Consider the following 24,979-nt stretch of genomic DNA (forward strand, 5'->3'; position numbering starts at 1 on the left):
CGGCACCGGGAACGGGTTCCGGAAAGCCGCAACCCGCCGTCGTCGTGGTCCTCTTGGTTGCGCAGCGGCGCACTTAGGCTTTTGTCGCTGCCGGCCGCAGGAAGAAGGCAACCGCCAGGGCGGATGCTAGGCAGAGTCCGGCGTTGGCCCAGATGGCTGTAGTGACGCCGGCGAGGATGGCCGGCGCCGCCGTTGATCCAAGGGCGGCGAGCTGGGCGGTGAGGATGGCGCTCATGACCGGAATGCCCAGGGTGATGCCGATCTGCTGGCTCATGGTGGCCAGCCCGGTGGCGAGGCCCGCCTCTTCTTCGGGCAGGCCCGAGGTGGCGGTAACCATGAATCCGACGATGACCACCAGGTTCGCGACACCCCCAACAAACGTCGCGGCCAGCAGCAGGATGATGGCCGCAGGATCACCGCCCAACAGCACCAGAGAGGAAGTGGCGGCCGCCTGGACCACGAACCCGGCCACGATGGCCCGCTTGCTGCCCACCCGGGCGATGATCTTCGGCCCCAGGACGCCGCCCAGGACAGTGCCCAGGCCCAGGACCCCGAAGGCAAGTCCGGTACCGAGCGGGGTGTAGCCCAGCACCCGCTGCAGGTAGAGAGTAAGCAGGAAGACCAGCGACGTCTCGGTAACGAAGGCCAGGACTCCGGCGAAGTTACCCCAAGCCACTGTGGAACGTTTGAGGATCGCCAGCGGTACCAGCGGTGCGGCCGCACGGCGTTCCACCGCGGCGAATACGGCCAGCAGGAGGACGGCTGCCGCCAAGGCCACCAGGGTGGCGGGGTCGGTCCAGGAGGTCTCGGCCGCACGGGTGAGCCCGAAAACCAGCGCCAGCAGTCCGAGGGTGACCGTGACGGCCCCGGGAACGTCCAGCCGGGCTCTTCCGTCAGGCCTGCTCTCGGCGAGGACCAGCGGTGCAAGGACCAGCACGGCTGCTGCCACCGGGATGTTGATGAGGAATGCCCAGCGCCAGCTGAGCAGGTCGGTGAGCAGCCCGCCCAGGATGGCCCCGGTGGTGAATCCGGCGGCCATCAGGGCGCCGTTCAGGCCCAGCGCGCGTTCCCGGATCTTCCCTTCGGGGAACGCGGACAGCAGCAAGGACAGGGCTGCCGGCACCACGATCGCCGTCGCAATGCCCTGGGCGATGCGGGCGATGATCAGCGGCGCGGGGTGGATGGAGATGCCGCCCAGCAGTGAGCCTGCCCCGAGGAGGGCCATGCCGATGATGAACATCCGGCGGCGGCCGGCCAGGTCGGCCACCCGGCCGAACAGCAGCGTAAGCCCGGCAGCGCACAGCGCGAAGGCAGTGGCGATCCATTGCAGATTTTCGAGGCTGAAGCCGACGTCGGCGCCAACGGTGGGCAGGGCGACGTTCAGGATGGAGAAATCCACCGCGAGGGTGAAGCTGGCGGTGAGCAGGACGGTGAGGGCCAGGCGCTGTTTGCCGGTCATGGCCTGCGTGGGCGGTGCGGGGGCTGGTGTGGGCTGACTGTCCATGCTGTTCGGTGCGGTCACGGAGGCTCCTTGGTAAGGGTTGCGTTGTCCGTTTCAGCCTGTGGGAATCGCGGAGCGGCAGCCACACCACGTTGTGGGTAGCACTGGCAGGGACAGGACAATCCCGGTCCGCCCCGGGCAGACTGGGGGCATGGGTAATGGAAGCGAACTGGGGGAATTCCTGCGCGTCCGGCGGGCAGCACTGCAACCGGAGGATGTGGGCCTGAAGAATTACGGAGCCCGAAGGGTTCCCGGCCTGCGCCGTGAAGAGCTGGCCTTGCTCGCCGGCGTCAGCAATACCTATTACACGAGGCTTGAACAGGGGCTGAGCAGCAACGCCTCCGAGTCAGTGATCGAGGCGATCGCCCGGGCGCTGAACCTGACGGCCGACGAACGGACCCACCTGCTGAACCTTGCCCGGCCAGGCAAGGCAAAACGACGGGGCACGTCCCGGCCCGACCGGGTACGGCCAGGAACGCTCCGCCTCATCAACTCCATGGCCGCCACTCCGGCGGTGGTGCTGGGTCGGCGGAGCGAGGTGCTGGCCTGGAACACGCTGGGCCACAGACTCGTGGCCGGGCATCTCGATTTTGACAGCCCCAACGTCCCGGCCGGGCGCCCGAACATGACCAGGTTGCTGTTTCTTGACGGGCACACCCGCGCCCTCTATTCGAACTGGCAGGAGGAAGCCGCCAGGGCCGTGTCGTCGCTGAGGCTGCTCGCCGGCAGGTCTCCGGACGATGCTGAGCTGACGGCGCTGGTTGGTGAACTGACACTGAAGAGCCCGGAATTCGCCAAGCTGTGGGCCAGGCACCCGGTACAGAACTGCATGTCGGGCGTGAAGCAGATGCACCACCCAGAGGTCGGCATCCTGGAGCTGAACTTCGAGGTCCTGGCCCAGCCCGACGATTCCGGGCACCGCGTCCTGATGTACGCGGCGGACGAAGGCAGCCCCGCGGCCGCAGGCCTTCAGCTTCTCGGCTCGAAGTTGCCCGGCCCGGACGTGCCCAGCCCAGACATGCCCGCCCTGGACGCTACTGCTCCTCTGGCGCCGGGGACTTCTTCAATTCTTCGGCGAGCATGACGATGATGCCGCTGGGCCCGCGCACATAGGAGAGCTTGTAGATGTCCTTGTAGGTGGCCACGCCGCGCAGCGGGTGGCAGCCGTGCTTCGCGGCGATCCCCAGGGCTTGGTCGATGTTGTCCACGGAGAAGGCCACGCGGTGCATACCGATTTCGTTGGGCAGCGTGGGTTCCGTCTCGATCGCGTCCGGGTGGATGTATTCGAAGAGTTCCAGCTGGCCGTGGCCGTCCGGTGTCTGGAGCATCGCAATCTTGGCGTGGTTGCCGTCGAGGCCCACGGCGGTGTCGGTCCACTCGCCGCTGACGGTATCCCGCCCCACCACCGTGAGGCCGAGATCGGTGAAGAAGGCGATGGTTTCTTCGAGGTCCCGGACGGCGATGCCCACATTTTCCAGCTTGATGGTCATGGGTGCACGCTACCGAGGCAGGTGGCGCATGGTCTAGGGGCGGGCGGTATGCTCAGGCTCCCCCGCCGGTGCTAGGGAGGTGGTGGGGCTGTTGAGTCTCGCGGAATAAGCGTGGGGGTCGATATTCGTACGCGCATTTCTGTATCCGGGTGGGTAAGGAGGTCGATGGCTGTGCGGGCGATCTGGTCCAGGGGCACTCGGACTGAGGTCAGGGGCGTGGGAAGCCTGGCGGCGAGGGGTGTGTCGTTGTATCCGACGAGGGAGAGATCCGGCCCGATCCGCAGACTGTGGCGGTGGGCTGCGGCCATTATTCCCATGGCGATGTTGTCGTTTGCGGCGAAGATGGCGGTCGGGCGGTTCGTCGTTCCCAGCAGTTGTTCGCCCGCCTCGAATCCATTCTCGATCCCGTACCCACCGGCAAGTGTCCACGCCCCGGGGAGGCTTTTCCCGGATTCGTCCATGGCCTTTCGGGCACCGGCGAGGCGCGCGTTCGCGGTCGACGTGAAGTCGGGGCCGGTGACAACGGCGATGTCCCGGTGACCCAGGTCAAGCAGGTGGCGCACTGCGAGATAGCCGCCCAATTCGTCATCACCGAGCGCTGAGGGGCTCACTCCGTCAGTGCGCAGCACCAGCGCGTGAACCACCCGGCGTTCCCGCAGCAGCCTGGGAAGTTCGTCGTCGAGTCGCGCCGTGGCCAGGATGAGTCCATCCACGTTCCGGTCCAGCAGGGTTTCGGCTGCCCGCCGTTCATCCACCGGGTCGTCACCACTGGTTGCGACCATGGCGAAGTATCCCCGGGAGGAAGCAGCCCGCTCCAGCTCTTCGAACATCAGTGCCATGACGGTATCGCTGAGGCGGGGGACGAGGACGCCCAGTGTTCGGGTCTCACCGCGGCGGAGGCTTGAGGCGAAAGAATTCCGCCGGTACCCGAGCTCTTCCGCTATCTTCCGGACGTTGACTGCGGCCGCGGACCGGGAGGTGGTCCGTTCATCAAGGGCGCGGCTGGCCGTGGAGATGCTCACGCCACTGGCCGCGGCGACGTCCTTTAGAGTGACGACATTGCCGGTAGCGGCCGGTTCCATGGCGGTTCTCCTGGTCAGCAGAGGTGTTACAGACACTCTAGACCCCTTACATGCAAACGTTCCCTTGACAGTGAGATGCGACACGTGCAAACTTGAAAACGTTCCCGCAAACGTTCTCACATCAGCGGGATTGCCGACCATCAATGAAGAGAAGAAGGTAGCTGCAATGTCACTCGATCTCCGCGGACTCAGCCCCGCACCTGTCACCCCGTTCACCGAAGACGGCGCTGTCGACTTCGCTGCGATCCAGCGCCTGGGTTCGTGGCTCGGATCGATTGAGGGCGTGAAGAGCCTCGTGGTCCTGGGCCACGCCGGCGAAGGCACGTTCCTCACCGAAGAGGAGCAGCTGGATGTCATCCGCGCATTTGTGGCCTCGACCGACGGCCGCGTACCGGTCGTGGCCGGCATCACGAAGGAGGGCAACAAGACCGCTGCCCTCGAGGCCAAGAAGGCCGTCGAAGCCGGCGCATCAGCCGGTCTCGTCTACCCCTCGCACGGGTGGCTGCGCTTCGGATACCAGGACGGCGCGCCGCAGTCGCGCTACAAGGAGATCTATGAAGAGTCCGGCCTGCCGCTGATCCTGTTCCAGTACCCCGACAACACCAAAGCAAGCTACAACCTGGACACCCAACTGGAGATCGCCGGCCAGGAGGGCGTCTTTGCTACGAAGAACGGTGTCCGGAACATGCGCCGGTGGTACACCGAGATCCCCGCACTGCGCGCCGCGCACCCGGAACTGCAAATCCTGTCCTGCCACGACGAATACCTGCTGCCAACGATGTTCGATGTGGACGGTCTGCTCGTCGGCTACGGCAACATCGCCCCCGAACTGCTCGTCGAACTGATCGACGCCGGCAAGGCACAGGACTACCGGCGTGCCCACGCCATTCACGAGCGGCTGCTCCCGGTAACCAAGAACGTCTACCACCGCGGGTCCCACATGGAGGGCACCGTCGCCTTGAAGTGGGGTCTGGTGAACCGCGGCATTCTGGACCACGCCACAGTCCGCACCCCGCTCCTGCCCCTGCCCGATGGCGCCGAGGGCGAGATTGCTGCTGCCTTCGCCGAAGCAAACATCGGCAAGGTCACCGTCCCCGCCTGACCAGCTTCAGGGTGTGCGCGGAAAAATGCTGAACGCGCACACCCTGGTTTGACCACTGCATGCGTTGAAACGCAAGTGAACGGCCACTGATGCAGGCCGCCCAGCCGACATTGAGGTCGGAAATTAGAAAGTCAAAGAAGACTGAGCGGGAGAATAGTCCCGTGGAAGGAGGGCGCGCCGTGACTGAGTACACGAAGACGCCTGGCACCTCGCGCAAGCAGGGAACCCTGATTGGACATCCGCCCACTGGAAGCGTCCGGGCCAGCGTCGAGGCTCGAAAGACCCGTCGATCGTTCTGGACCCAACTCGCCCTCATCGGCCCCGCCTTCGTCGCCGGTGCCTGGCAGTTCGGACCCGGTAACCTCGCCACCGCCGTCCAGGCCGGCAGCGGCTACCAGTACACGCTCATATGGGTCATCGTCGTCTCCACCATCCTGATGATCTTCCTCACCGACATGAGCGTGCGCTTGGGCATCAAATCACCCGTTTCACTCATCCAGTCGATCAAGGACCACCTGGGGAAGAAGATCGGGGTAGTCGCCGGCATCGGCGTCTTCCTGGTCACCTTGTGCTTCTCGGTCGGCAACGCCGTTGGCCTCGGCCTGGGCGCGTCAATGTTGGTGGGCGGATCGCCCGTCATGTGGACGATCATCGGCACCGCCCTGGTCGCCACGATTCTGCTGTTCCGCAACGTCTACCGGGTGATCGAAAAGGTACTCGTCGTGATGGTTGGCGTAATGGCGATTGCCTTCGTCACCTCAGCGTTCATCGCCAATCCTGACTGGGCCACGGCAGCATCCGGGCTGATCCCCACCGTTCCGAACGATGCCTGGTTGCTGGTCATCGCTTTGGTCGGCACGAACTTCTCCGTGAATGCCGCCTTCTACACCTCTTACGGCACGAAAGAACGCGCACGCAGCGAAGACGACTACCGCGACATCACCATGGTCGATACGATTCCCGGCATCGTTGCCCCAGGCATCATGACCTCACTCGTCATCGTCGTTGCGGCGTCCGTACTGGGTGCCACGGGCAAGGTCGCCTCAACCATGGGCCAACTCGGCAGCGTCTTCGAGCCGCTGGCCGGCCCGATCGGCACTGCGATCTTCGCCATCGGGTTCACCGGCGCCGCATTCTCTGCCATGACCGCCAACTGCACCGCCGGCGGCACCATGCTCTCCGACGCACTCAACCGGCGCGGCACTAACGGCATCACTTCCGGCACGCAGAAACTGATCAGCGCAATCATCCTCGCGTTCGGCCTCACCATCACCGTCATCTTCCAGACCTCACCGGTGCAGGTCATCGTCATCGCCCAGGCACTGACGATCCTCGTCGCACCCCTGCTGGCCACACTGATCGTGGTAATGGCGAACCGCCGCGACCTGATGGGATCGCTACGCAACAAGTGGTGGCAAAACCTCTTTGGCGTCGTGGGCCTGCTCGCGGTGCTCGCACTTTCCATCCGACTCATCCTCAATTTCGCCGCCGGCGGCTGACCGCTCGGCGATGACCAGCACACAAAGTAGTGCCCCCAGCCAAAGGCCGGGGGCACTACCAATGGCTTCGATCACCGGCGCCTGCCAGGGAGCTCTACCGGAATAGATCAGTCCATAGATCCCGGTCGCTGAGTACTGCTGTCGCTGGTCAACAGTTGTATTTTTCAGGTCCAGTCGGACGAGAAATCGAGGGGCGGCCACCAGCGGGTCCGTGAATGCACGGGGAACCTACGGCCGGTGACTTCGGTGGGAGTAATGCGGATCAGGTGGTCCTTGGGGCCCGGCAGCCACGGTTCACGGTCCGGGTCGGCCAGCTCAACGGGGGCCTCACCCTCAGGCACTTGCCCGGGGATGCCCTTGACCACCACGCTCCACACCTCGGTGCTGTAGGTGCCCAGCCCGTCCGTTTCAAAGGCAACGGGCGTGCTGCTGAGCATGGCATTGAGCTTCGCGCCGGGGGCCGTGCGGAACAGGATGGTGCGGTCCACTGGCACGAAGTTGACCGGGAAGATCTCCGGAACCGCCCGGTTGATCACCGCCAGCCTGCCAATGTACGCGGACTCCAGGTAACGCCAGCACTCGTCCTCGGTGAGGGTCTCGGCTTGCGGCTGCTGTGGGGTGGCCATGGCCGTGATTCTAGGCCGGGGAGCCGCAGCGCAACAGGGCCTTGCTGCCCGTCCGCAATTTTGTCAGGGGCCCGGGACGGATCAGCCGTTGCCACCGGGCGGCCGGATGATCCTTCGCTGGGTGGCGGCGGCGATGGCCGCGGTGCGGTTGTCGACGCCGAGTTTGCCGTAGATGTGGACCAGGTGCGTCTTCACTGTCGCCTCGGAGACGAAGAGCTGTTTGGCGATGGCCCGGTTGGACAGGCCGGTGGCCAGCAGCTCCAGCAGCTGCACCTCCCTCGGGGTCAGCGCGGTGCCGGGGTTGCTGATCCGGTCCATCAGCAGAGCGGCAGCCCTCGGCGCCAGGACCGTGCCGCCGGCCGCAGCCTGCAGGACGGCCTGCCGCAGCTGCTCGGGCGGTGCGTCCTTCAGCATGTAGCCGCTCGCGCCCGCCTCCACGGCAGCAAGGATGTCCGCGTCGGTATCGTACGTGGTCAGGATCAGCACCGGCGGCGGCGCCGGCAGTTTGCGGATCTCAGCCGTCGCGGTGACCCCGTCCATCCCCTTCCCCATCTGCAGGTCCATGAGGACCACGTCCGGCGGCTCCCCCAACGCGGACAGCCGGTCCAGTTCCTTCAGCGCCGCCCGCCCGTCTGATGCTTCGGCGGCGATGGCGATCCCCTCGAACCCTGCCAGCATGGCCCGCAGCCCGGCCCGGACCACGGGATGGTCGTCCACCAGCAGGACCCGGACCTCGGCCGTGGACGTCACCGGTCCTCCAGCGGCAGCCGGATGGCTACCACGGTGCCCTCGCCGGGAGCGGATTCCAGCTCAAGCGAGCCGTTCAGGGCGGCCACGCGTTCCCGCAGCGAGCGCACACCGAACCCGCCGCCGTGCGCGGCAGCCGCCGCAGCGTCCGGATCAAAGCCCGCGCCGTCGTCGTAAATGTCCATGGTCACCTCGGTGCCCAGGAAGGCCAGGGTCACGACGGCGGTGCGCGCCCCGGCGTGTTCGCGGACGTTGGCGAGGCTCGCCTGGGCCGCGCGAAGCAGGGTGACCCGGACCGGCTGGGGAAGTTCGAGGGGATCGCCGTCCACCTCCACCCGGCAGCGCAGCGGCAACCCGGCTGCGGCGGCCCCTGTCTCGGTGGCGGCGCAGAGCCGGCGCAGCGCGTCCACCAGGGTGCTCCCCTCCAGCTGCGGGGACGACAATCCGCGGACAAAGCTGCGCGCCTCGGCCAGGTTCTCCGCCGCCGTCCGCTGTACCAGCTCCAGCTGCGAGGCAGCCGCTGTAGAGTCGCCGCCGGCCAGGGACTGTTCGGCCGCCCGGCCCAGCAGCACGATGCTGGACAGGCCCTGGGCCAGGGTGTCGTGGATTTCGCGGGCCAGCCGTTCCCGCTCCGCCAGCACCCCGGCTTCATGCTGGGACCGGGCCAGCTCCTCGCGTGTCCGGCGCAGCTCATCGGCCGCCCGCCGCTGGTTCAGGGCCTCGCGGTACAGGGCGGCGTAGGCCAGGCCCGTGATCACGGCAAAAATGGCGCCAAGCGCGGGCCCCACAACGGCAGCCACATGTGGAACGGGGGCGCCGCTGGCAACCCATTGGGAGGCGATCACCGCCACCGTCATCAGCGCAATGGTCAGCAGCGCCCGGCCCCGGGGCAACAGGTGCAGGTGCAGGAAAAAGATAGGGAACGCCAGCCAAGCGAAGTCGGCGCTGCCGGCCAGCAAGACGGCCCACAAACCCGTCACCAGCACCAGCCACAGGAGGGCGAAACGGCGCGGATCCATGCTGGTCCGGCCCTCGGCGTGGCGCTTCTCGAGGACCGTTCCGGCCAGGTACACCCCGGCGAGGACCACCGCCACCGCCGTCCAGAGCCAGCGCAGCGGACCACCGGCCAGCAGTATCCGGACCAGGGCCACGCCCAGCAGCACCGCGAATCCGGTGTGCAGGGTGACCCGCAGGACCTTCAGGATTGCTGCCGACGACGCATTTTCCACGGCATCCAGCGGCCCCCGCTGCGGGCTTCCGCCGGTTCTGTCGGGGGATCTCAGCAAGGGCGTGGCGGGCATTCCCCCAGCTTATGCCGGGGCCCGCAGCGCCGGATCAACCAAACGGTTGACTCCGGAATCCACCCCATGGCCGCCGGGGATCAACCATCCCCGCGATGCCAGGGCCTGACCACGGCGGGAGAGTGGAATTACTCAATTCCACTCCTGCTGAGAGAAGAACAACGTGTTCCTGGCAATCCGCGATATCCGCTTCGCCAAAGGCCGGTTCGCCATGATGGGCGGCGTCGTAGCCCTGATCACCCTGCTGCTGGTGATGCTGACCGGGCTGACGGCCGGCCTGGCCGAGCAGTCCACGTCCGCCATCGGCAAGCTCGGCGGAGCCGCCGGGTCCAGGCCCGTTGACGCAGTGGCGTTCGGCGCACCGGGTACGGGCACCGCCAAGGCCTCGTACACGGAGAGTTCGGTGACCGCCGGGCAGGTGGACCGCTGGAAGGACCAGCCGGGGGTGGCCGCCGCAGAGCCGCTGGGTATCACGCAGACCCGCCTGCAGACCGCCGACGGTTCCGGGACGGCCAACGTCGCTGTCTTCGGGGTCCCGGCCGGCAGCTCACTGGCGCCTGCCCCGGTGGCACCGGGGACGGCGGTGCTGGGCGCCTCGGTGGCGGACGCGCTGTCCGTGCAGCAGGGCGACACGGTAGGCGTGGGCGGCGTGGAACTTGCCGTCGCCGCGGTGGTCCCGGACCAGTGGTATTCGCACACCAGCGTGGTGTGGACGGACCTTCCCCCGTGGTCCAGGGTGGCGCACGTGTCCGACGGCGGGCAGTTGGCCACGGTTGTAGCCGTCACCTTTGCGGACGGTGCCTCCGTGGACGAAACAGCGGCCAATGCCGCGGCGGGCACGGTCAGCGAATCCCGTACCGCGTCCTTCCAGGCTTTGGGGTCCTACAAGAGCGAGAACGGGTCGCTGACCCTCATGCAGGCGTTCCTCTACGGCATCGCCGCGCTGGTGATCGTGGCGTTCCTGACCGTGTGGACCATCCAGCGGACCCGGGACATCGCCGTGCTGAAGGCCATGGGAGCGCCCGCGTCCTACATCCTCCGCGACGCCATGGCCCAGGCCGCCATCGTCCTGCTGGCAGGGGCCGCAGCCGGCGGTGCCGTGGGTGTTGCTGCGGGAACGCTGGCCGCGCAGGCCGCCCCCTTCCTGCTGAACGTTGGCACCACGGTGCTTCCCGTCGTCGGGATCATCGCGTTGGGCCTTGCCGGTGCCGCCCTGGCCGTCCGGCGCGCCACCCGGGTGGATGCCCTCCTGGCTCTCGGCGGCAACTGAAAACCCACTCTCCTGAAAGGAAACCCGATGTCTGCTTTCCCCACCCCCGCTCCCCTGGACCTGGTTGACGTGACCCTCGAATACCCGGACGGCACAGGAACCACCACCGCACTGGACCGGGTCAACCTCACCGCGCATGCCGGGCAGCTGGTGTCACTCGTAGGGCCTTCTGGCTCCGGGAAATCAAGCCTCCTGGCCACCGCCGCCACTCTGGTCCGGCCCACGAGCGGACAGGTCCTCATTGACGGCACGGACACCACCGGCCTCAAGGACAAGGAGCTGACGGCACTGCGACGCAGCAAAATCGGCATCATTTTCCAGCAGCCCAACCTGCTCCCCTCCCTGACGGCCGCGGAACAGCTCATCATCACCGACCACCTGCGCGGCAAGCCTGCACGGGCCGCCCGGGACAGGGCGGCCGGGCTGCTGGACGTCGTCGGGCTCTCCGCGAGCGCCCGGAAGCTCCCGCACCAGCTCTCCGGCGGGCAGCGCCAGCGCGTCAACATTGCCCGTGCGTTGATGGGCAGCCCCAAGGTGCTGCTGGTGGATGAGCCGACGGCGGCGCTGGACCATGAGCGCAGCGAGGCTATTGTCCGGCTGCTTCGCCAGGTCACCACGGACTTCTCGGTGGCCACGGTGATGGTCACGCACGATACCGAGTTCCTGCCGCTGACCGACGCCGTAGCCACCATGCGGGACGGGCGGCTGACGGCACCGGTCCTGGCCGGCGCCTAGCTTTACCTAGTTGCGCGGCAACAACGCAGAACAGCTCCGACGGTTATTAACCGCCGGAGCTGCTCTGGTTCCTGATGGGGCCGCGGGCTAACCCTTCGGGGTCACCTGCAGCCGGTCGAACGAGACCTGCTTTCCGTCCTTGTCCAGGACCACCACATCATCACGGCCGTTCTGGATCCCGGCGGGGAGGATGAACTCCACTGTGTTGGCGGTGGTGGGGAACAACCAGCCGATCCGTTGGCTGCGCTTGTTGAGATAGACGTAGTACCACTGCCCATAATCGAGCCCTTCGAGGACCACCTTCTGGCCGTTCCGGTACTTGTCCTGCGTCTTCAGGTCGAACGGCGGCGTCTGGCCGTCGAAGTCCTGGACCGTCAGCGCGGGTTCGGACTCCGGCTGGGCGGGCTGGAGCTCAAGCTGAATCCCGCCGCCGCTCACGGAAGCGGTGGCACGCCTGGTCCCGTTGTCCCCGGTGGCGCTGAAACTTACTGCGTCCAGCTTCCCGGCGGTGATGTCCGCCGCCGTCAGCACGTAATCCCGGGTAGCGGTGACACTGCTGCCGGCGGCCAGGGACGGTTCGCTGATGCCCGCGGCCGGTGCAGCCACCCCGGTCAGCGGAACGTTGCCTGCATTGCCCACGGTGTAGGTGTACGTCACGGTGTCGCCTGCGGAGGCGTACCGGTCGCCGTCTTTGTCGGTCCATTCAGCTGCGATGGTGCCGTCCAGGCTGGCGTCGCGCACCTTCAGGTCCACCTCGCCGCCGTTCACGCCGTAGGTCCGGATGGTCTGGCCAGCAGCGCTGACGTCCCAGTTGGTTTCCGGGATGAAGAAGCCCTGGGCTGCCTCCTCAGCGGTAACGGTGTGCCGCGGTGTGGCGCACGTGTAGGACTGTCCGGCGGGCAGGACGTTGTACCGGCAGTTGCCGGGGCCGTCCGGCACGAACGGGCTGAAGTTCCCCGCTGTGGGCACCACCTTCTCCACCAACGGGCTGGTGTTGGTGACGTCGAACTTGTAGGGGAAGGCCTCCCCCGCGGTGTACGGCTGCGCGGCGAGGTCCCGGCCGGCGTCGTTACGGCTGCCCGTGATGGTGGCAGAAACCAGGCCGTCGCGCAGGGCTACTGCCGCTCCGGTAAACGCCACCGTCCTGGTGAGCGACGGCGTCGCGCTGGCCGTGATGCTGAAGGTGGCCTGCGGCACGAAGTAGCCGCGGGCCATGTCCTCGGCCGTCACCGTGTGCCTGGCCGTGGTGCAGGTGTAGCTGGCACCGGCAGCCAGGTTGTTGTACCGGCAGTTAGGGCTGCTTGGTGCCCCGGGGGCCGGTGGAAGGAAGCCGGCCTCGAACGTACCGGACAGCGGCACCGAGTTTGCGGTGACGTTGGCCGTGCTCTTCACGTTGAACGTGTAGCTGACAACGTCGCCCGCCTTGTAGGGACTTGCGGCGACGTCACGGTCCGGCGCAGCTCCGGTGATGGTGAGGCCCACCTGCGGTGCCACGGGGACCGTGGCCGTGAAGGCGGCCTGCGAAACCCGGCCGTCCGCCGTCGTGAACGCTGCGTTGAGGTTCTGTGGGCCGCTGGCGTTCGCCGGCGCGGTGAGGTCAACATTCACGGTGGCGGAGGCGCCGGGTGCGACATCGGGAACAGGCACCGTGGTGGCGGACCAGCCGCTGGGGGTGTAGACGGTGACGGTGGCGCCGGAGAGCGTGGCAGCCTCCTGGTTGGTGACCGTCACGGGCACCTGCTTGGTGGCGCCGGGCGCGGTAGTTACGGCGGGAACGGACAGCGGCGCGCAGGCGTAGTTCAGCCACGCGTCGTCGAAGGCGGCGAACGGCATGTTGTCCGTGTAATTGGCCTCGTACAGGACGCCCAACCTGCCCTCATCCAGCCGGGTCACGGTGGAATAGGCGGAGAAGCCGGAGCGGATGGTGCGGACCCCGGGCCAGGTGGCGCCGTCGTCGCAGGACACGCGGGCCGAGACGTTCTCGCGCCCCGTCTTGGAGTTGGCGTTGGTGAAGATCAGCTTCTTCGCATCGGCCGTGCCCTGCGCGGCGTTGGGGAACATGCGTGCGATGGCCCCGTTGTTGGCGGGGTCCGGCAGTTCGGTGTCCTGCGTGACCGGGCCGTAGGTGGCGCCGCCGTCGGTGGACACCGCCACCTTGCGGTAGCCCTGGTTGGCGTTGTCCCGCGAGTTGAGCAGCACGCGCCCGTCGGAGAGTTCCACCGTCTTGTTTTCGTCCATCCGGTCGCCCACGTTGGCGCCCTTGTGCCACGTGGCGCCGTGGTCGTCGGAGTAGACGCTGTAGGCCTGGATCCTGTTGCTGCCGTCCGCCTGGCGGATGTCCCCGGCGTACTGCTGGATCAGACGTCCCTTGTAGGGACCGTACTTGAGCTGGATGCCTTCGCCGGAGGACGCGAAATTGGAGCGGACGTCGCCGGCCACGGGGTTGGTCTTGCTGGTGCCCGGCTTGGTGACGCCGGTGATGAGGCGGGGCTGGCTCCAGGTGGTGCCGCCGTCGGACGATTCGATCACGGCTGAGGAAATGACGTTCCTGTCCGCGTCATCGTTGCCGAACTGGCTGCCGCCGAACCCTTGGTCCTTGGAGTACACAAAGAATGCGAAGACTTTCCCGGCCTCGGCGTCGTAAACGTAGGAAGGATCGCTGTAGCCGTACTTCGGAGCGGCGGCATCGCCCACGTGCCCGGCGGCGATCACCTGCACCGGCCCCCAGGTCCGGCCGCCGTCGGTGCTGCGGCGCTGCACGATGGAGTTGGGATTGGGGGCATCGGCTGCGCTGCCGGGCCTGCCGTCCCAGGCGGCGAGGACCACGCCGTTGCCCAGGTAGGACAGGGCGGGTATGCGGTAGAAGAAGTTGTTGGCGGTCCGGTCCGCGGCCAGGTTGGTTTCCTGGAAAGCGCCGGGAGGAGCAGTGGGGCTGGTGGACGGGATGGGCGCTGCCTGGGCGGGCAGGCCGGTTCCGGCGAGCAGGGCAACGGCGAGGGCCCCTATGCCCGCAGCCTGCCCCATCGATCTTTTCCTGGTTCTTTTGGTGGTGGTTCGCAAACCCATGTCCTTTCTGGACGCCGCGCTGCGGCTCGAATGGAGGTGACGACGCCGCGGTGCCGAACTAAGCGTGATTCCTGCTACATACGACGTCCTACCACCTTAGGCATGGAAAGACCGGAAAGCTAGACTTAACATGTGACGTCCTATCTCCTCCCCCCGAATCCCTCACCCCCGGCTACTGCCGTGCCCGTCGCAATCCCCGAAGCCGAGCACGTCCTCGCCCTCCGGGGCCGCGGGGGCTACCGCCAGTACCGGATTCCGGCGCTCGCGGTCACCACACACGGCACAGTCCTGGCCGCCTACGACGGCAGGCCCAACCTCGATGACCTGCCCAGCCCCATCGATCTGCTGATACGGCGCAGCACCGATAGCGGGCAAACCTGGGGCGGACAGGAGGTAGTGCGGAGCGGCACGGGCCTGGAGGGTCTCGGTGATCCGAGCCTGCTGGTGGACGCCGAAACCGGACGCATCTTCCTCTTCCACGCGGCCGGAACGCGCGCGGGATTCTTCGAGTCAGCCACCGGAATGGCGCCGGATGACCCCGCCATCCAGCACACCGACCTCAGCTGGTCCGACGACGACGGCGTCACCTGGCAGCACCGGCGCCTCACCGCGGAACTGAAGGGCAGCTCCCCCGCCGGCCGGGACGTCACCGGAATCTTCGCCGCCGCCGGCCAGGGCATCCAGATCCATGCCGGACCCTTCACCGGCCGGCTGGTGCAGCAGTTCGTCCTCCTGTGCGGAGGCGAGATCATGGCCGCCTCCGCCTACAGCGACAACTACGGCGAGCGCTGGACACTTGGGGAATTCATCAGCGCCGGAACCCACGGCGCGGCACCCAATGAGAACAAGGTAACGGCCCTGGACGACGGCCGACTGCTGCTCCACAGCCGGGCAACGCCGCGCCGGCTGGCCGCCACCTCCACCGACGGCGGCCACAGCTGGAGCCCGCTGGCACCCGTCGAGGACCTCCCGGACCCCAGCGACAACGGATCGCTCACCCGCTTCGACGGACTCCCGTCCGTCATGGATTATGCCGGTACGGCGACGGACCAGTGGCTGCTGGCCACCAACAACCGGGACACCGCACTGCGCCGCAACACCGTCCTGGGCCTCTCGCCGGACAACGGCAGCACCTGGCCTGCCGGACTGGTGCTCTGCGCGGGGAGCTCGGCGTACTCCACGGCCACGCGGCTGCCGGACGGCAACATCGGCGTCCTGTACGAACGCCAGGGCTACCGGGAAATCGTCTTCGCCTCCATTCCCGCAGCGCAACTGACGGATCAGCTGGAAACACACCCGCAGCCGGCCGCCCAAGAACCGGCTGCTGGCCTCTCTTTCGACATGGAACTCCGGTCCATCACGCCGGGCCTTCCGGAGGTATGGCGGAACGCCGGGGAGTTCCACGTCATGGCGGACGGCGGCGGCGACTGGGGCCCGGCGTCAAAGGAGATCGGCCAGGGCTACTCTGCCGGGCAGGCGCAGGTGCTGGGCACCCGCGAGGCACAGGACCTCAACTACGGGCCCGTCATCCCCGGCTACAAGGCGGGCGACATCCTCGCGTTCACGGGCAGGGCACGGAACGACGGCGGCGCAACAGTCACAGGGGTCACGCTCACCGGCCCGGGGGCCGCGGCTTTCCCGCCCCGGGACCTCCTGCCGGGGGAAGCGGCACTGTACTTCACGCCGTCGTACACCCTGACGGCGGCTGACGTGGAGCAGGACGCCGTGGACATCACCTTCGCCGTGGAAGGAACCAGCGGGGGCACGGTGCGGCGGCTGTCCAGGATCTTCCGGTTCAGCATGGCCTCCGGGGAGGTCAGCGTGGAGGACGCGCCTCCGGTCAGCTCCCCCCGATAAGGGCGCACATCTGCCGCAGGCGGTCAACACGGTCCTGCACCGTCAGGCCCTCCCGCGGGAGGCCAACCTTGAAGCCGGTGACCGGCACGGCGCCGGCAGCAGCAAGGCACCGCTCGATCTCGGCGCGGTTGAGCAGGGAGCTTGGCGGCGCGCCGTCCACCTCGACGGCCGGAAGGTGCGCGTCGATCCAGGGGTAGCCGAACTCCGTGGCATCCGGTGAGCAGCCGGAGAACATCACACCGGCCAGGACGCCGGCCTCCCGCGCCAGCGCGATGTGCTGGGCGGCAGTGTCCGGGTTCCGGGTTTCAATGACGGACCGGGCCCAGTTGATCACCAGGCCGGCCCGGCCTCCCGACTGTTCCCGGAGCGCGCGGACCACGTCCACCTCATCGGCAAAAGGTAGGAAGCCCTTCTCCGGTTTGTTTCCAGGCCGGGGAGCGTCGCAGTGTTCCACCAGCACCCGGGTGGTTCCCCAGTCCCACTCGAGGATCTCGCTCAGCGATGCCCTGAACATGGCCACGTCGGCGCCGGGATGTGGTGCTGAATGCAGTTCCACGGCCTCCACCTGCCGCCCTTCGTCCTTGAGGCGAAGCACGTAGGCGTGAAGGCCGGCCGCGAAGTCAAGGGCTTTCCGCCTTCCCGCGGCGTCCACCGAAGCCAGCCCGAACGCAGCCGATGCGTTCAGCCGCTGCATGGTGCCCGGTATTGAAGTCACGACGGCGGACCATTCCGCGGGTGCCCCGGCAGGCCAGGGGCTGCCGCCATGTGGGCCGTACGGAAGTTCGAGTCCCCGTACGGCCGGGACGGTTGCGAGCCCGCGGTAGAACTCCTGCTGCGAGCCGGCGGGCTGGGCCGGATAGGCGCCGACGATGAGGGACATTTCGAACTCCGTTGCTTGGAAGCGGTTGGTTTGCGGGGCGGCCCGGTGCATGCAGACCGCCGCACTTGACGGGTGGCTGTGATCGCCCTTACAGTCATTCTACGAGCTAGGACATCCTACATCCGATAAACATCTTCTGAATGGTGAGGCACATGAACAACATCAAGAACCTGCCGCTGGTCAATGACGCCAGCCGCCGGAACTTCCTGAAGCTCGGCGGGGCCATGGGCCTGGCCGCAGCCTTCGCCACCTCCCTGTCCGCCTGCGGCGGCCCTGCCGCGACCACCACGGGCGCCACCGAAAACACCTCGCCCATCAACAAGGACCTCACCATCGAGGCCGGCATCTCCTACGCGCTGTCCACCGGCTTTGACCCCATCTCCTCCTCCGGCGCGACGCCGATGGCCGCCAACCTGCACGTCTTCGAAGGCCTCATCGAACTTCACCCCGCCACCCGTGAGCCGTACAACGCCCTGGCTGCCGCAGACCCCAAGAAGGTCAGCGACACCCAGTACCAGGTGTCCATCCGGGACGGCGCAGTGTTCCACGACGGCACGCCGGTCACCGCCGAGGACGTGGTGTTCTCCTTCACCCGCGTGATGGACCCGGCCAACAAGTCGCTGTTCTCGCAGTTCATCCCGTTCATCCAGGAGGTCAAGGCCCTGGACGCCAAGACCGTGGAATTCACCCTTAAGTACGCGTTCCCCGGCTTCGGCCCGCGCATTTCCGTGGTGAAGGTGGTGCCCAAGGCGCTGACCAATTTCCCGTTCGGCTCCGATCAGCTGAAGTCCTTCGACGCCAAGCCCGTGGGCACCGGCCCGTACAAGCTCATCTCCGCCGTCAAGGACGACAAGATCGTCTTCGAGGCCAACCAGGCCTACAACGGCCCCATGCCGGCCCTGGCCAAGGGCATGACCTGGCTGCTGCTCTCCGATGCCGCCGCCCGCGTCACCGCCATGCAGTCCGGCCGTGTCCAGGCCATCGAGGACGTCCCCTACCTGGACATGGAGGGACTCAAGTCTGCCGCCACAGTTGAGTCCGTGCAGTCCTTCGGCCTGCTGTTCATGATGTTCAACTGCAACGCCGCACCCTTCAACAACAAAAAGGTCCGCCAGGCCCTCCACTACGGCCTGGACAAGGACTCCATCATCAAGAAGGCCCTGTTCGGCAACGCCAAGCCGGCCAGCTCCTACTTCCAGGAAGGCCACCCGGACTACGTCAAGGCCAAGAACGTCTACGGCTACGACGCCCAGAAGGCCGAGGACCTCCTCAAGGAAGCCGGCGTCACCAGTCTGGAATTCGAGCTGCTCACCACGGACACCGCCTGGGTCAAGGATGTGGCACCGCTGATGCTCGAATCCTGGAACAAGATCCCCGGCGTCAAGGTCACCCTCAAGAACCTGCAGTCCGGCGCCCTGTACACGGACCGCGTGGCCAAGGGTGACTACAAGGTTGTTGCCGCACCGGGCGATCCCTCGGTGTTCGGCAACGACGCGGACCTGCTGCTGAGCTGGTTCTACGCCGGCGACACCTGGATGAAGAACCGCGCCTTCTGGGCCGACACCCCGGAACGTGCGCAGCTGGTGGACCTGATGTCCAAGGCCGGCCGCGCCGCCAAGGAAGATGCCAAGAAGCTGACCGGCGAGATTGTGGACCTGGTGTCCGAGGAAGTCCCGCTGTACCCGCTGTTCCACCGCCAGCTTCCCAGCGCCTGGGATTCCAAGAAGCTCAGCGGCTTCAAGCCCCTCCCCACCACCGGAGTGTCCTTCGTTGGTGTGGGCCGCACCGCCTAGCCCTACACACCGGAGACTACATTGAGCACCATATTGCGACTGCTGGGCCGACGCCTCGCAGCCCTGCCGCTGATGGTCCTGGGCATCACCCTGCTGGTGTTCCTGGTCCTGCAGGCAGCGCCCGGAGACCAGGCAAGCAGCGCCCTGGGCGAAGGGGCCAGCGAGGAAGCCAAGGAACAGTACCGCCAGGCGAACGGCCTGAACGATCCGCTGCTGCTGCAGTATGTGCGGTTCCTGGGCAAGCTCCTGCAGCTGGACCTGGGCGTCACCACGCCGCCGGCCAAGTCTGTGGCGAGCATGATCGGCTCGGCGTTCCCCCTGACGCTTCAGCTGACCTTCCTGGGCGTCATCATCGCCGTGGTGGTCTCGCTGGTCTTCGGCATTATCGGCGCCCTGTACCGGGACAAATGGCAGGACCAGCTGGTCCGTGTCTTCTCCATCGCCGCGGTGGCAACGCCGTCGTTCTGGCTGGGCATCCTGCTGATCCAGTGGTTCGCCCTGGGCCCGGCAGCGATGTTCCCGTCCGGCGGCATTGCAACCCCGGAATCCGGGTTCGGCGGTTGGCTCAACTCGATGGCCCTGCCCGCCCTGGCCCTCGGCATCCCGGTCTCAGCTTCCCTCATCAGGGTGGTCCGCACCTCCATGGTGGAGGAGCTGGACCGGGACTATGTCCGCACGGCCATCGGCAACGGCGTCCCCTACCGCGAAGTGGTCTCCAAGAACGTGCTCCGCAACGCACTCGTAACTCCGGTGACCGTGCTGGGACTGCGGATCGGCTACCTGCTGGGCGGCGCCGTCGTCATTGAAATGATCTTTGCGCTGCCCGGCATGGGCCAGCTGATCCTCAACGGCATCACCAACCTGGACGTGAACCTGGTCCAGGGCGTGGTGCTCACCATCTCCGTCACTTTCGTCCTGGTGAACATCGCCGTGGACCTGCTCTACCTGCTCATCAACCCCCGAATCAGGACCGTGTGACCCATGCGCAGCAAACTCGCTGACCGTCTGAGCGCCCCCGGAATCCGCCTGCGGGCCCTGCCCTGGGGCTCCCGGCTGGCCCTCGCCTTCCTGGTGGTAATTGCCTTCGCCGCCATCTTCGCCCCGGTCCTGGCACCGCACGATCCGCTGGAATCCTTCATGCCGGCCACGCCCCCGGGTGCCGAGCACTTCTTCGGCACCGACCGGCTGGGCCGCGACATCTTCTCCCGCCTGCTCTACGGCTCGCAGTCCTCGCTGATGATCGGCCTCGGCGCCGTGGCCCTGGCGGTCCTGGCCGGCGCGTTCCTCGGCTCACTGGCCGCCACGTCCAGCAAGGCCGTCAACGAACTCATCATGCGCATCATGGACATCCTGATGGCGTTCCCGGGCATCGCCCTGGCCGCGGTGCTGCTGGCGGCGTTCGGCAACTCGGTGCCCACCATCATCGTTGCCATCGCCATCATCTACACCCCGCAGCTGGCCCGCGTGGTCCGCGCCAACGTGCTCTCGCAGTACGGCGAAGACTATGTCCGAGCCGAGCGCGTGATCGGCGCCGGCCGCTTCTACATCCTGGCCAGGCACATTGTCCGCAACACCGCAGCCCCCGTGCTGGTGTTCGCCACGGTGATGGTGGCCGATGCCATCATCCTCGAAGCCTCGCTGTCCTTCCTGGGCGCCGGCGTCCAGGACCCCGCTCCGTCGTGGGGCAACGTGATCTCCTACGGCCGCAACCTGGTCCTGTCCGGCGGCTGGTGGGCCACCACCTTCGCCGGCCTCATCATTCTCCTCACCGTCCTGGCGCTGAATATCCTCGCTGAGGGACTCACCGACGCCATGGTCAACCCCCGGCTGCGGCGCGCGCCGGCGGTGAAGGACGACGACGGTGCTGCCGCTTCCGTGGCCGGCGCCGCCGTCACCGGCTCCGCGGTGGACACGGAAGTGGCCACCACGGTTGCCCAGCCGTCGGTCGTGGAACAGCACGAGCTCGACGCCGTCCTGCCGGCCTCCGGAACAACCCCCACCGAAGGCCGGCAGGACACCTCAGCTGTACTCACCGAGGCCAGGACCGGCGCCGCCAACCCGCACGCCCAGTTGGACCGGGAGCTGGAACTGCTGGCCGCCGTCGAGGCCACCCGCACCGACCGGCTGCCGCAGGTCCCCGCAGATGCCCGCACGGTGCTGGAAGTGAAGAACCTCTCCATCCGCTTCCCCGGAAGGTTTGGCGAGACAGCCATTGTGGACAACGTCTCCTTCACCGTCCGCGAAGGCGAAACCATGGGCCTGGTGGGCGAATCCGGTTGCGGCAAGTCCATCACCTCGCTGGCCGTCATGGGCCTGCTGCCCAAGACCGCCAGGATCACCGGCTCCATCCGGTTCGACGGCAAGGAACTGCTGGATCCGGACACCAGCCACAGCAACGCCAGGGCCTACCAGGGCCTGCGCGGCGAACAGATCGCCATGGTCTACCAGGACGCCCTGAGCTCGCTGAACCCGTCCATGAAGATCAAGGACCAAATGCTGCAGCTGACCCGCCGCGGCGGCCGCAAGACCCCGGCCGAGCTGCTGGAAATGGTGAAGCTCGATCCTGTCCGCACCCTGGCCAGCTACCCGCACGAACTGTCCGGCGGGCAGCGGCAGCGCGTCCTGATCGCCATGGCACTGTCCCGCTCACCCAAGATCGTGGTGGCGGATGAGCCCACCACGGCCCTGGACGTCACGGTCCAGAAGCAGGTGGTGGACCTGCTCAACGAACTGCGCGAGCAGCTGGGCTTCGCCATGGTGTTCGTCAGCCACGACCTCGCCCTGGTGGCCTCCCTGGCGCACCGCATCACGGTCATGTACGCGGGCCAGGTGGTGGAATCCGCCCAGGCCTCCGAGCTGCTGCGGAACCCGAAGCACGAATACACCCGCGGACTGCTGGGCGCCGTGCTCTCCATCGAGGCCGACGCCGCCCGCCTGCACCAGATCCCCGGCACGGTCCCCTCCCCCAACGATTTCGCCCCCGGGGACCGGTTCGCGCCGCGCTCCCTGCGCAGCGACGCCGACCCCAACCAGCAGCTGGTACTGACCGCCGTCGCCTCCTCGAATGGCGAAGACGCGGACCACTTCTGGGCAAGCCACCGCAAGGAGGACGCCAAGTGAGCGCATCCACCGGACAGCCCGTCATTGAGCTCAAGGACGTCAAGGTCCACCACCGTGCCCGCACCGGCGGCCTCTTCCGCCCCAACGTGGTCAAGGCCGTCAACGGCGTGGACTTCACCATCAGCCGCGGCGAAACCGTGGGCATCGTGGGCGAATCCGGCTGCGGCAAGTCCACGCTCGCCTCGGTGCTGGTGGGCCTGCAGGCGCCCACCTCCGGGCAGGTCCTGTTCCACGGCAAGCCGGCCATCAAGCGGAACGCCGCCATGCGGAAGGAGTTCGGCCGGTCCGTCTCCGTGGTGTTCCAGGACCCCGCCACCGCGCTGAACCCGCGCATGACCATCCAGGACATCCTCACCGATCCCCTGCAGGTGCACGGCATCGGCAACGCCGCCACCCGCGCCGCCAAAGTCAAGGAACTCCTCGCGCTGGTCGGCCTGCCCGCCTCCGCGGCTGAAGTGACGCCGTCGCAGGTGTCCGGCGGCCAGCGGCAACGTGTTGCCATCGCCCGTGCCCTGGCGCTGGACCCGGACATCATCGTGGCCGACGAACCGACGTCGGCCCTGGACGTCTCGGTCCGCGCGCAGGTTCTGAACCTGCTCTCCGACCTCAAGGCACGTCTGAACTTGGGGATGGTGTTCATCTCGCACGACATCCAGACCGTCCGCTACGTCTCCGACCGCATCTGCGTCATGTACTTCGGCGAGATCGTGGAGGAAGGCCCGGCCGCGCAGGTGTTCGACAACCCCGGCAACGACTACACCAAGAAGCTCCTCGGCGCGGCGCCCAGCCTGCTGCACACCTAGACCACCCATCCCCCTTTCACCAACCCAGTTATCGGAGTTTTCCCGTGTCTTCCCAGTTCTCCGGCGTCATCCCGCCGGTCGTCACCCCCCGCCACGCAGACGGCAGCATCGACACCGCCTCCCTGCAGAACCTCACCCGGCACCTGCTCGACGGCGGCGTGTCCGGGCTGTTCGTCCTCGGCTCCTCCGCCGAGGTGCCCTACATGACCAACGCTGAGCGCGACCTGGTGGTCAGCACCATCGCCGAAGCCAACTCCGCCGCCGGCGACAAAGCAGTTCCGCTCATCGTCGGGGCCAACGAGCAGACCACCAACCGCGTGATCGAGGAGGCCAAGCGCGTGATCGACCTCGGCGCCGACGCCATCGTGGTCACGTCGATGTACTACGCCATCGGTAACGCTGAAGAGACCGAGACCCACTTCCGCAGCATCCACGCTGCCGTCAGCAAGCCGATCTTCGCCTACGACGTGCCCGTCCGCACCCACTTCAAGCTCCCCACCGACCTGCTGGTCCGGCTGGGCCGCGAAGGGGTCATCGCCGGCGTCAAGGACTCCTCCGGAGATGACGTCTCCTTCCGCCAGCTCCTGCTCGCGGCACGGGACATCGACAACTTCGACATCTTCACCGGCCACGAAGTAGTGGTGGACGGCGCGCTCCTGGGCGGCGCCCAGGGCGTGGTCCCGGGCCTGGGCAACGTGGACCCGCGCGGCTACCGGAACCTGGTGGACGCCGCAGCCGCCAGCGACTGGGCCAAGGCCGCCGCCGAACAGGACCGCCTGGCCGATCTCTTTGAGATCGTCTACGCCCCCAACGGCCGCGTCTCCGGCGGCGCCGCGGGTCTGGGCGCGTTCAAGACCGCGCTGCAGGTCATGGGAGTCATCGAATCCAACACCATGAGCGCACCCATGCCGGCACTGAACGAGGACGAAACCAAGGCCATCCGCGGCATCCTCGAACGCAACGGCCTGGTCTAGTTGCTGCGGGTGGCGGCGACATTTTCCGGCTGCTGCGCTCGTTCCTCACGCAACAACGCAGCCTACGAAAATGCCACCACCACCCGCCTACTTGGCCGTCCGGTGATCGAGCCTGTCGAGATCCCCCGTGAGGAAGAAAACGATGTACGCGATTGGTGTTGACCTTGGCGGGACCAAGACTGCTGCCGGGGTTGTTTCCGGTGACGGGGAGTTGCTGTTTTCGGACACCATCCCCACGCTGAGCCGTGACGGTTCCGCCGCGATCCTCGACGCCACCGCCAGCCTTGTTGCCGGGCTGGTCCGCCGGGCGGACGACGCCGGGATCACCGTTAAGCGGGTCGGCGTCGGTTCCGCAGGGGTCATCGATGCCGCGCGCGGCGTGGTGGCGTCCGCGACGGACGCCATCGCCGGCTGGGCCGGGACGGCACTCACCGCAGGCCTGGCCGCCCGGCTGGACCTGCCGGCGTCGTCCGTCCTTGCCGTGAACGACGTGCACGCGCACGCCCTCGGCGAAGCGTGGACGGGTGCGGCCGCCGGGACGTCCAGCTCGCTGCTGGTGGCGTTCGGCACCGGTGTTGGCGGGAGCTTCGTCCTGGACGGCGCCCCTGTGCTGGGGCACCGCTACGCCGGCGGGCATGTGGGGCACTTCGCCTCGCCGTACGCCTGCTTCGACGGCGCCCCGCTCCCCTGCGTCTGCGGCGGTGCCGGGCATGTCGAAGCCATCGCGTCCGGGCCGGCCATCCGTGAGGCCTACGTCCGCCTGGGCGGCTCAGCCCCCGCTGCGGACACCCGGGCTGTCTTCGGCCTGGCCGGCTCCGGTGATGCGATTGCGGCCCGGGCCATAGCCGTTGCTGCTGCCGCTGCCGGGCAGGCCGTTGGCGGCCTGGCCAACATCCTCGACCCCGAGGTGGTGCTGGTATCCGGCGGGCTGGCCGATGCCGGCGAACGCTGGCGGCAGCCGATGGAGGCCGCACTGCGCGCCGAACTGTTGCCCGCCCTGACCGGCGTTCCCGTGCGTCCCGCCGCGCTGGGAAATACGGCGGCCATTGTTGGCGCCGCCCGGCTTGTCCTTGAACCCGCCGATGCCGGCTGTGCCGAATTCACTTCAGCCCTGACGTACCGAAGGAACTGAC

The 24,979-nt window shown here is 67.3% G+C and carries 20 protein-coding genes; 12 read left to right on the top strand and 8 right to left on the bottom strand.

Annotated features, from left to right (window positions below):
- Positions 1–73: 73 nt before the first annotated feature.
- Positions 74–1,459 carry an MFS transporter gene (locus tag ACHL_RS16910; protein ID WP_081434850.1) on the bottom strand — a complete coding sequence of 462 codons (1,386 nt, stop codon included), beginning with the start codon at positions 1,457–1,459 and terminating at the stop codon, positions 74–76.
- A gap of 193 nt (positions 1,460–1,652) precedes the next feature.
- Between ACHL_RS16910 and ACHL_RS16915 the strand changes: the two genes are divergently transcribed.
- Positions 1,653–2,585, top strand: coding sequence for a helix-turn-helix domain-containing protein (locus ACHL_RS16915; protein ID WP_015938525.1), 933 nt, complete (start codon positions 1,653–1,655; stop codon positions 2,583–2,585).
- On the opposite strand, the gene ACHL_RS16920 is transcribed toward ACHL_RS16915, so the two are convergent.
- Both ACHL_RS16920 and ACHL_RS16925 read right to left on the bottom strand, forming a co-directional pair.
- Complete coding sequence (locus tag ACHL_RS16920; protein WP_015938526.1) at positions 2,536–2,991, bottom strand: VOC family protein; 456 nt, start codon at positions 2,989–2,991, stop codon at positions 2,536–2,538. The two genes, ACHL_RS16915 and ACHL_RS16920, sit on opposite strands and share 50 nt — an antisense overlap.
- A gap of 71 nt (positions 2,992–3,062) precedes the next feature.
- Positions 3,063–4,073 (bottom strand): LacI family DNA-binding transcriptional regulator, encoded by a 1,011-nt coding sequence (locus ACHL_RS16925; RefSeq protein ID WP_015938527.1) that lies wholly within the window; start codon positions 4,071–4,073, stop codon positions 3,063–3,065.
- A 166-nt stretch (positions 4,074–4,239) separates the two neighbouring features.
- Between ACHL_RS16925 and ACHL_RS16930 the strand changes: the two genes are divergently transcribed.
- Complete coding sequence (locus tag ACHL_RS16930; RefSeq protein WP_015938528.1) at positions 4,240–5,175, top strand: dihydrodipicolinate synthase family protein; 936 nt, start codon at positions 4,240–4,242, stop codon at positions 5,173–5,175.
- Between the two features lie 179 nt (positions 5,176–5,354).
- Positions 5,355–6,674, top strand: coding sequence for an Nramp family divalent metal transporter (locus ACHL_RS16935; RefSeq protein WP_015938529.1), 1,320 nt, complete (start codon positions 5,355–5,357; stop codon positions 6,672–6,674).
- A gap of 164 nt (positions 6,675–6,838) precedes the next feature.
- Here ACHL_RS16935 and ACHL_RS16940 read toward each other — a convergent pair whose 3' ends face one another.
- The 3 genes from ACHL_RS16940 to ACHL_RS16950 all read right to left on the bottom strand — a co-directional run bounded on the left by ACHL_RS16940 (position 6,839) and on the right by ACHL_RS16950 (position 9,348).
- The gene (locus tag ACHL_RS16940; RefSeq protein WP_015938530.1) at positions 6,839–7,300 is read right to left on the bottom strand and encodes a pyridoxamine 5'-phosphate oxidase family protein; all 462 of its coding nucleotides are present in this window, start codon (positions 7,298–7,300) and stop codon (positions 6,839–6,841) included.
- A gap of 81 nt (positions 7,301–7,381) precedes the next feature.
- Complete coding sequence (locus tag ACHL_RS16945; RefSeq protein ID WP_015938531.1) at positions 7,382–8,050, bottom strand: response regulator; 669 nt, start codon at positions 8,048–8,050, stop codon at positions 7,382–7,384.
- Positions 8,047–9,348, bottom strand: coding sequence for a sensor histidine kinase (locus ACHL_RS16950; protein WP_015938532.1), 1,302 nt, complete (start codon positions 9,346–9,348; stop codon positions 8,047–8,049). The genes ACHL_RS16945 and ACHL_RS16950 overlap by 4 nt, the downstream gene beginning before the upstream one ends.
- A gap of 163 nt (positions 9,349–9,511) precedes the next feature.
- Between ACHL_RS16950 and ACHL_RS16955 the strand changes: the two genes are divergently transcribed.
- Together ACHL_RS16955 and ACHL_RS16960 are read left to right on the top strand one after the other, a co-directional pair.
- Entirely contained in the window at positions 9,512–10,618 is a 1,107-nt protein-coding gene (locus ACHL_RS16955; RefSeq protein ID WP_015938533.1) for an ABC transporter permease, read from the top strand.
- 27 nt (positions 10,619–10,645) lie between these two features.
- Entirely contained in the window at positions 10,646–11,353 is a 708-nt protein-coding gene (locus ACHL_RS16960; RefSeq protein WP_015938534.1) for an ABC transporter ATP-binding protein, read from the top strand.
- Between the two features lie 87 nt (positions 11,354–11,440).
- Here ACHL_RS16960 and ACHL_RS16965 read toward each other — a convergent pair whose 3' ends face one another.
- On the bottom strand, positions 11,441–14,377 hold the full coding sequence (locus ACHL_RS16965; protein WP_015938535.1) for an exo-alpha-sialidase: 2,937 nt from the start codon (positions 14,375–14,377) through the stop codon (positions 11,441–11,443).
- A gap of 222 nt (positions 14,378–14,599) precedes the next feature.
- On the opposite strand from ACHL_RS16965, the gene ACHL_RS16970 reads away from it, so the two are divergent.
- The gene (locus ACHL_RS16970; protein ID WP_015938536.1) at positions 14,600–16,276 is read left to right on the top strand and encodes a sialidase family protein; all 1,677 of its coding nucleotides are present in this window, start codon (positions 14,600–14,602) and stop codon (positions 16,274–16,276) included.
- Here ACHL_RS16970 and ACHL_RS16975 read toward each other — a convergent pair.
- Positions 16,260–17,156, bottom strand: coding sequence for a DUF4862 family protein (locus ACHL_RS16975; protein ID WP_015938537.1), 897 nt, complete (start codon positions 17,154–17,156; stop codon positions 16,260–16,262). The genes ACHL_RS16970 and ACHL_RS16975 overlap by 17 nt on opposite strands.
- 140 nt (positions 17,157–17,296) lie before the next feature.
- On the opposite strand from ACHL_RS16975, the gene ACHL_RS16980 reads away from it, so the two are divergent.
- The 6 genes from ACHL_RS16980 to ACHL_RS17005 all read left to right on the top strand — a co-directional run bounded on the left by ACHL_RS16980 (position 17,297) and on the right by ACHL_RS17005 (position 24,978).
- Positions 17,297–18,949: an ABC transporter substrate-binding protein gene (locus ACHL_RS16980; protein WP_015938538.1), complete on the top strand. Its 1,653-nt coding sequence runs from the start codon at positions 17,297–17,299 to the stop codon at positions 18,947–18,949.
- Between the two features lie 21 nt (positions 18,950–18,970).
- Positions 18,971–19,927, top strand: a complete 957-nt coding sequence (locus tag ACHL_RS16985; RefSeq protein WP_015938539.1) for an ABC transporter permease — start codon at positions 18,971–18,973, stop codon at positions 19,925–19,927.
- A 3-nt stretch (positions 19,928–19,930) separates the two neighbouring features.
- Positions 19,931–22,069, top strand: a complete 2,139-nt coding sequence (locus tag ACHL_RS16990; protein ID WP_015938540.1) for a dipeptide/oligopeptide/nickel ABC transporter permease/ATP-binding protein — start codon at positions 19,931–19,933, stop codon at positions 22,067–22,069.
- Positions 22,066–22,872 carry an ATP-binding cassette domain-containing protein gene (locus ACHL_RS16995; RefSeq protein WP_015938541.1) on the top strand — a complete coding sequence of 269 codons (807 nt, stop codon included), beginning with the start codon at positions 22,066–22,068 and terminating at the stop codon, positions 22,870–22,872. Before ACHL_RS16990 ends, ACHL_RS16995 begins: the two co-directional genes overlap by 4 nt.
- 44 nt (positions 22,873–22,916) lie before the next feature.
- Positions 22,917–23,846, top strand: a complete 930-nt coding sequence (locus ACHL_RS17000; RefSeq protein ID WP_015938542.1) for a dihydrodipicolinate synthase family protein — start codon at positions 22,917–22,919, stop codon at positions 23,844–23,846.
- Positions 23,847–23,988: 142 nt separating this feature from the next.
- Positions 23,989–24,978 (top strand): ROK family protein, encoded by a 990-nt coding sequence (locus tag ACHL_RS17005; protein ID WP_015938543.1) that lies wholly within the window; start codon positions 23,989–23,991, stop codon positions 24,976–24,978.
- The last annotated feature ends 1 nt before the right edge of the window (position 24,979 follow it).

Source organism: Pseudarthrobacter chlorophenolicus A6, from assembly GCF_000022025.1.
Lineage (GTDB): Bacteria > Actinomycetota > Actinomycetes > Actinomycetales > Micrococcaceae > Arthrobacter > Arthrobacter chlorophenolicus.

Coding starts and splice junctions, on each gene's coding strand:
- ACHL_RS16910 (WP_081434850.1), bottom strand. CDS start 1,459: ATGACCGGCAAACAGCGCCTGGCCCTCACCGTCCTGCTCACCGCCAGC.
- ACHL_RS16915 (WP_015938525.1), top strand. CDS start 1,653: ATGGGTAATGGAAGCGAACTGGGGGAATTCCTGCGCGTCCGGCGGGCA.
- ACHL_RS16920 (WP_015938526.1), bottom strand. CDS start 2,991: ATGACCATCAAGCTGGAAAATGTGGGCATCGCCGTCCGGGACCTCGAA.
- ACHL_RS16925 (WP_015938527.1), bottom strand. CDS start 4,073: ATGGAACCGGCCGCTACCGGCAATGTCGTCACTCTAAAGGACGTCGCC.
- ACHL_RS16930 (WP_015938528.1), top strand. CDS start 4,240: ATGTCACTCGATCTCCGCGGACTCAGCCCCGCACCTGTCACCCCGTTC.
- ACHL_RS16940 (WP_015938530.1), bottom strand. CDS start 7,300: ATGGCCACCCCACAGCAGCCGCAAGCCGAGACCCTCACCGAGGACGAG.
- ACHL_RS16950 (WP_015938532.1), bottom strand. CDS start 9,348: ATGCCCGCCACGCCCTTGCTGAGATCCCCCGACAGAACCGGCGGAAGC.
- ACHL_RS16960 (WP_015938534.1), top strand. CDS start 10,646: ATGTCTGCTTTCCCCACCCCCGCTCCCCTGGACCTGGTTGACGTGACC.
- ACHL_RS16965 (WP_015938535.1), bottom strand. CDS start 14,377: ATGGGGCAGGCTGCGGGCATAGGGGCCCTCGCCGTTGCCCTGCTCGCC.
- ACHL_RS16975 (WP_015938537.1), bottom strand. CDS start 17,156: ATGTCCCTCATCGTCGGCGCCTATCCGGCCCAGCCCGCCGGCTCGCAG.
- ACHL_RS16980 (WP_015938538.1), top strand. CDS start 17,297: ATGGTGAGGCACATGAACAACATCAAGAACCTGCCGCTGGTCAATGAC.
- ACHL_RS16990 (WP_015938540.1), top strand. CDS start 19,931: ATGCGCAGCAAACTCGCTGACCGTCTGAGCGCCCCCGGAATCCGCCTG.
- ACHL_RS17005 (WP_015938543.1), top strand. CDS start 23,989: ATGTACGCGATTGGTGTTGACCTTGGCGGGACCAAGACTGCTGCCGGG.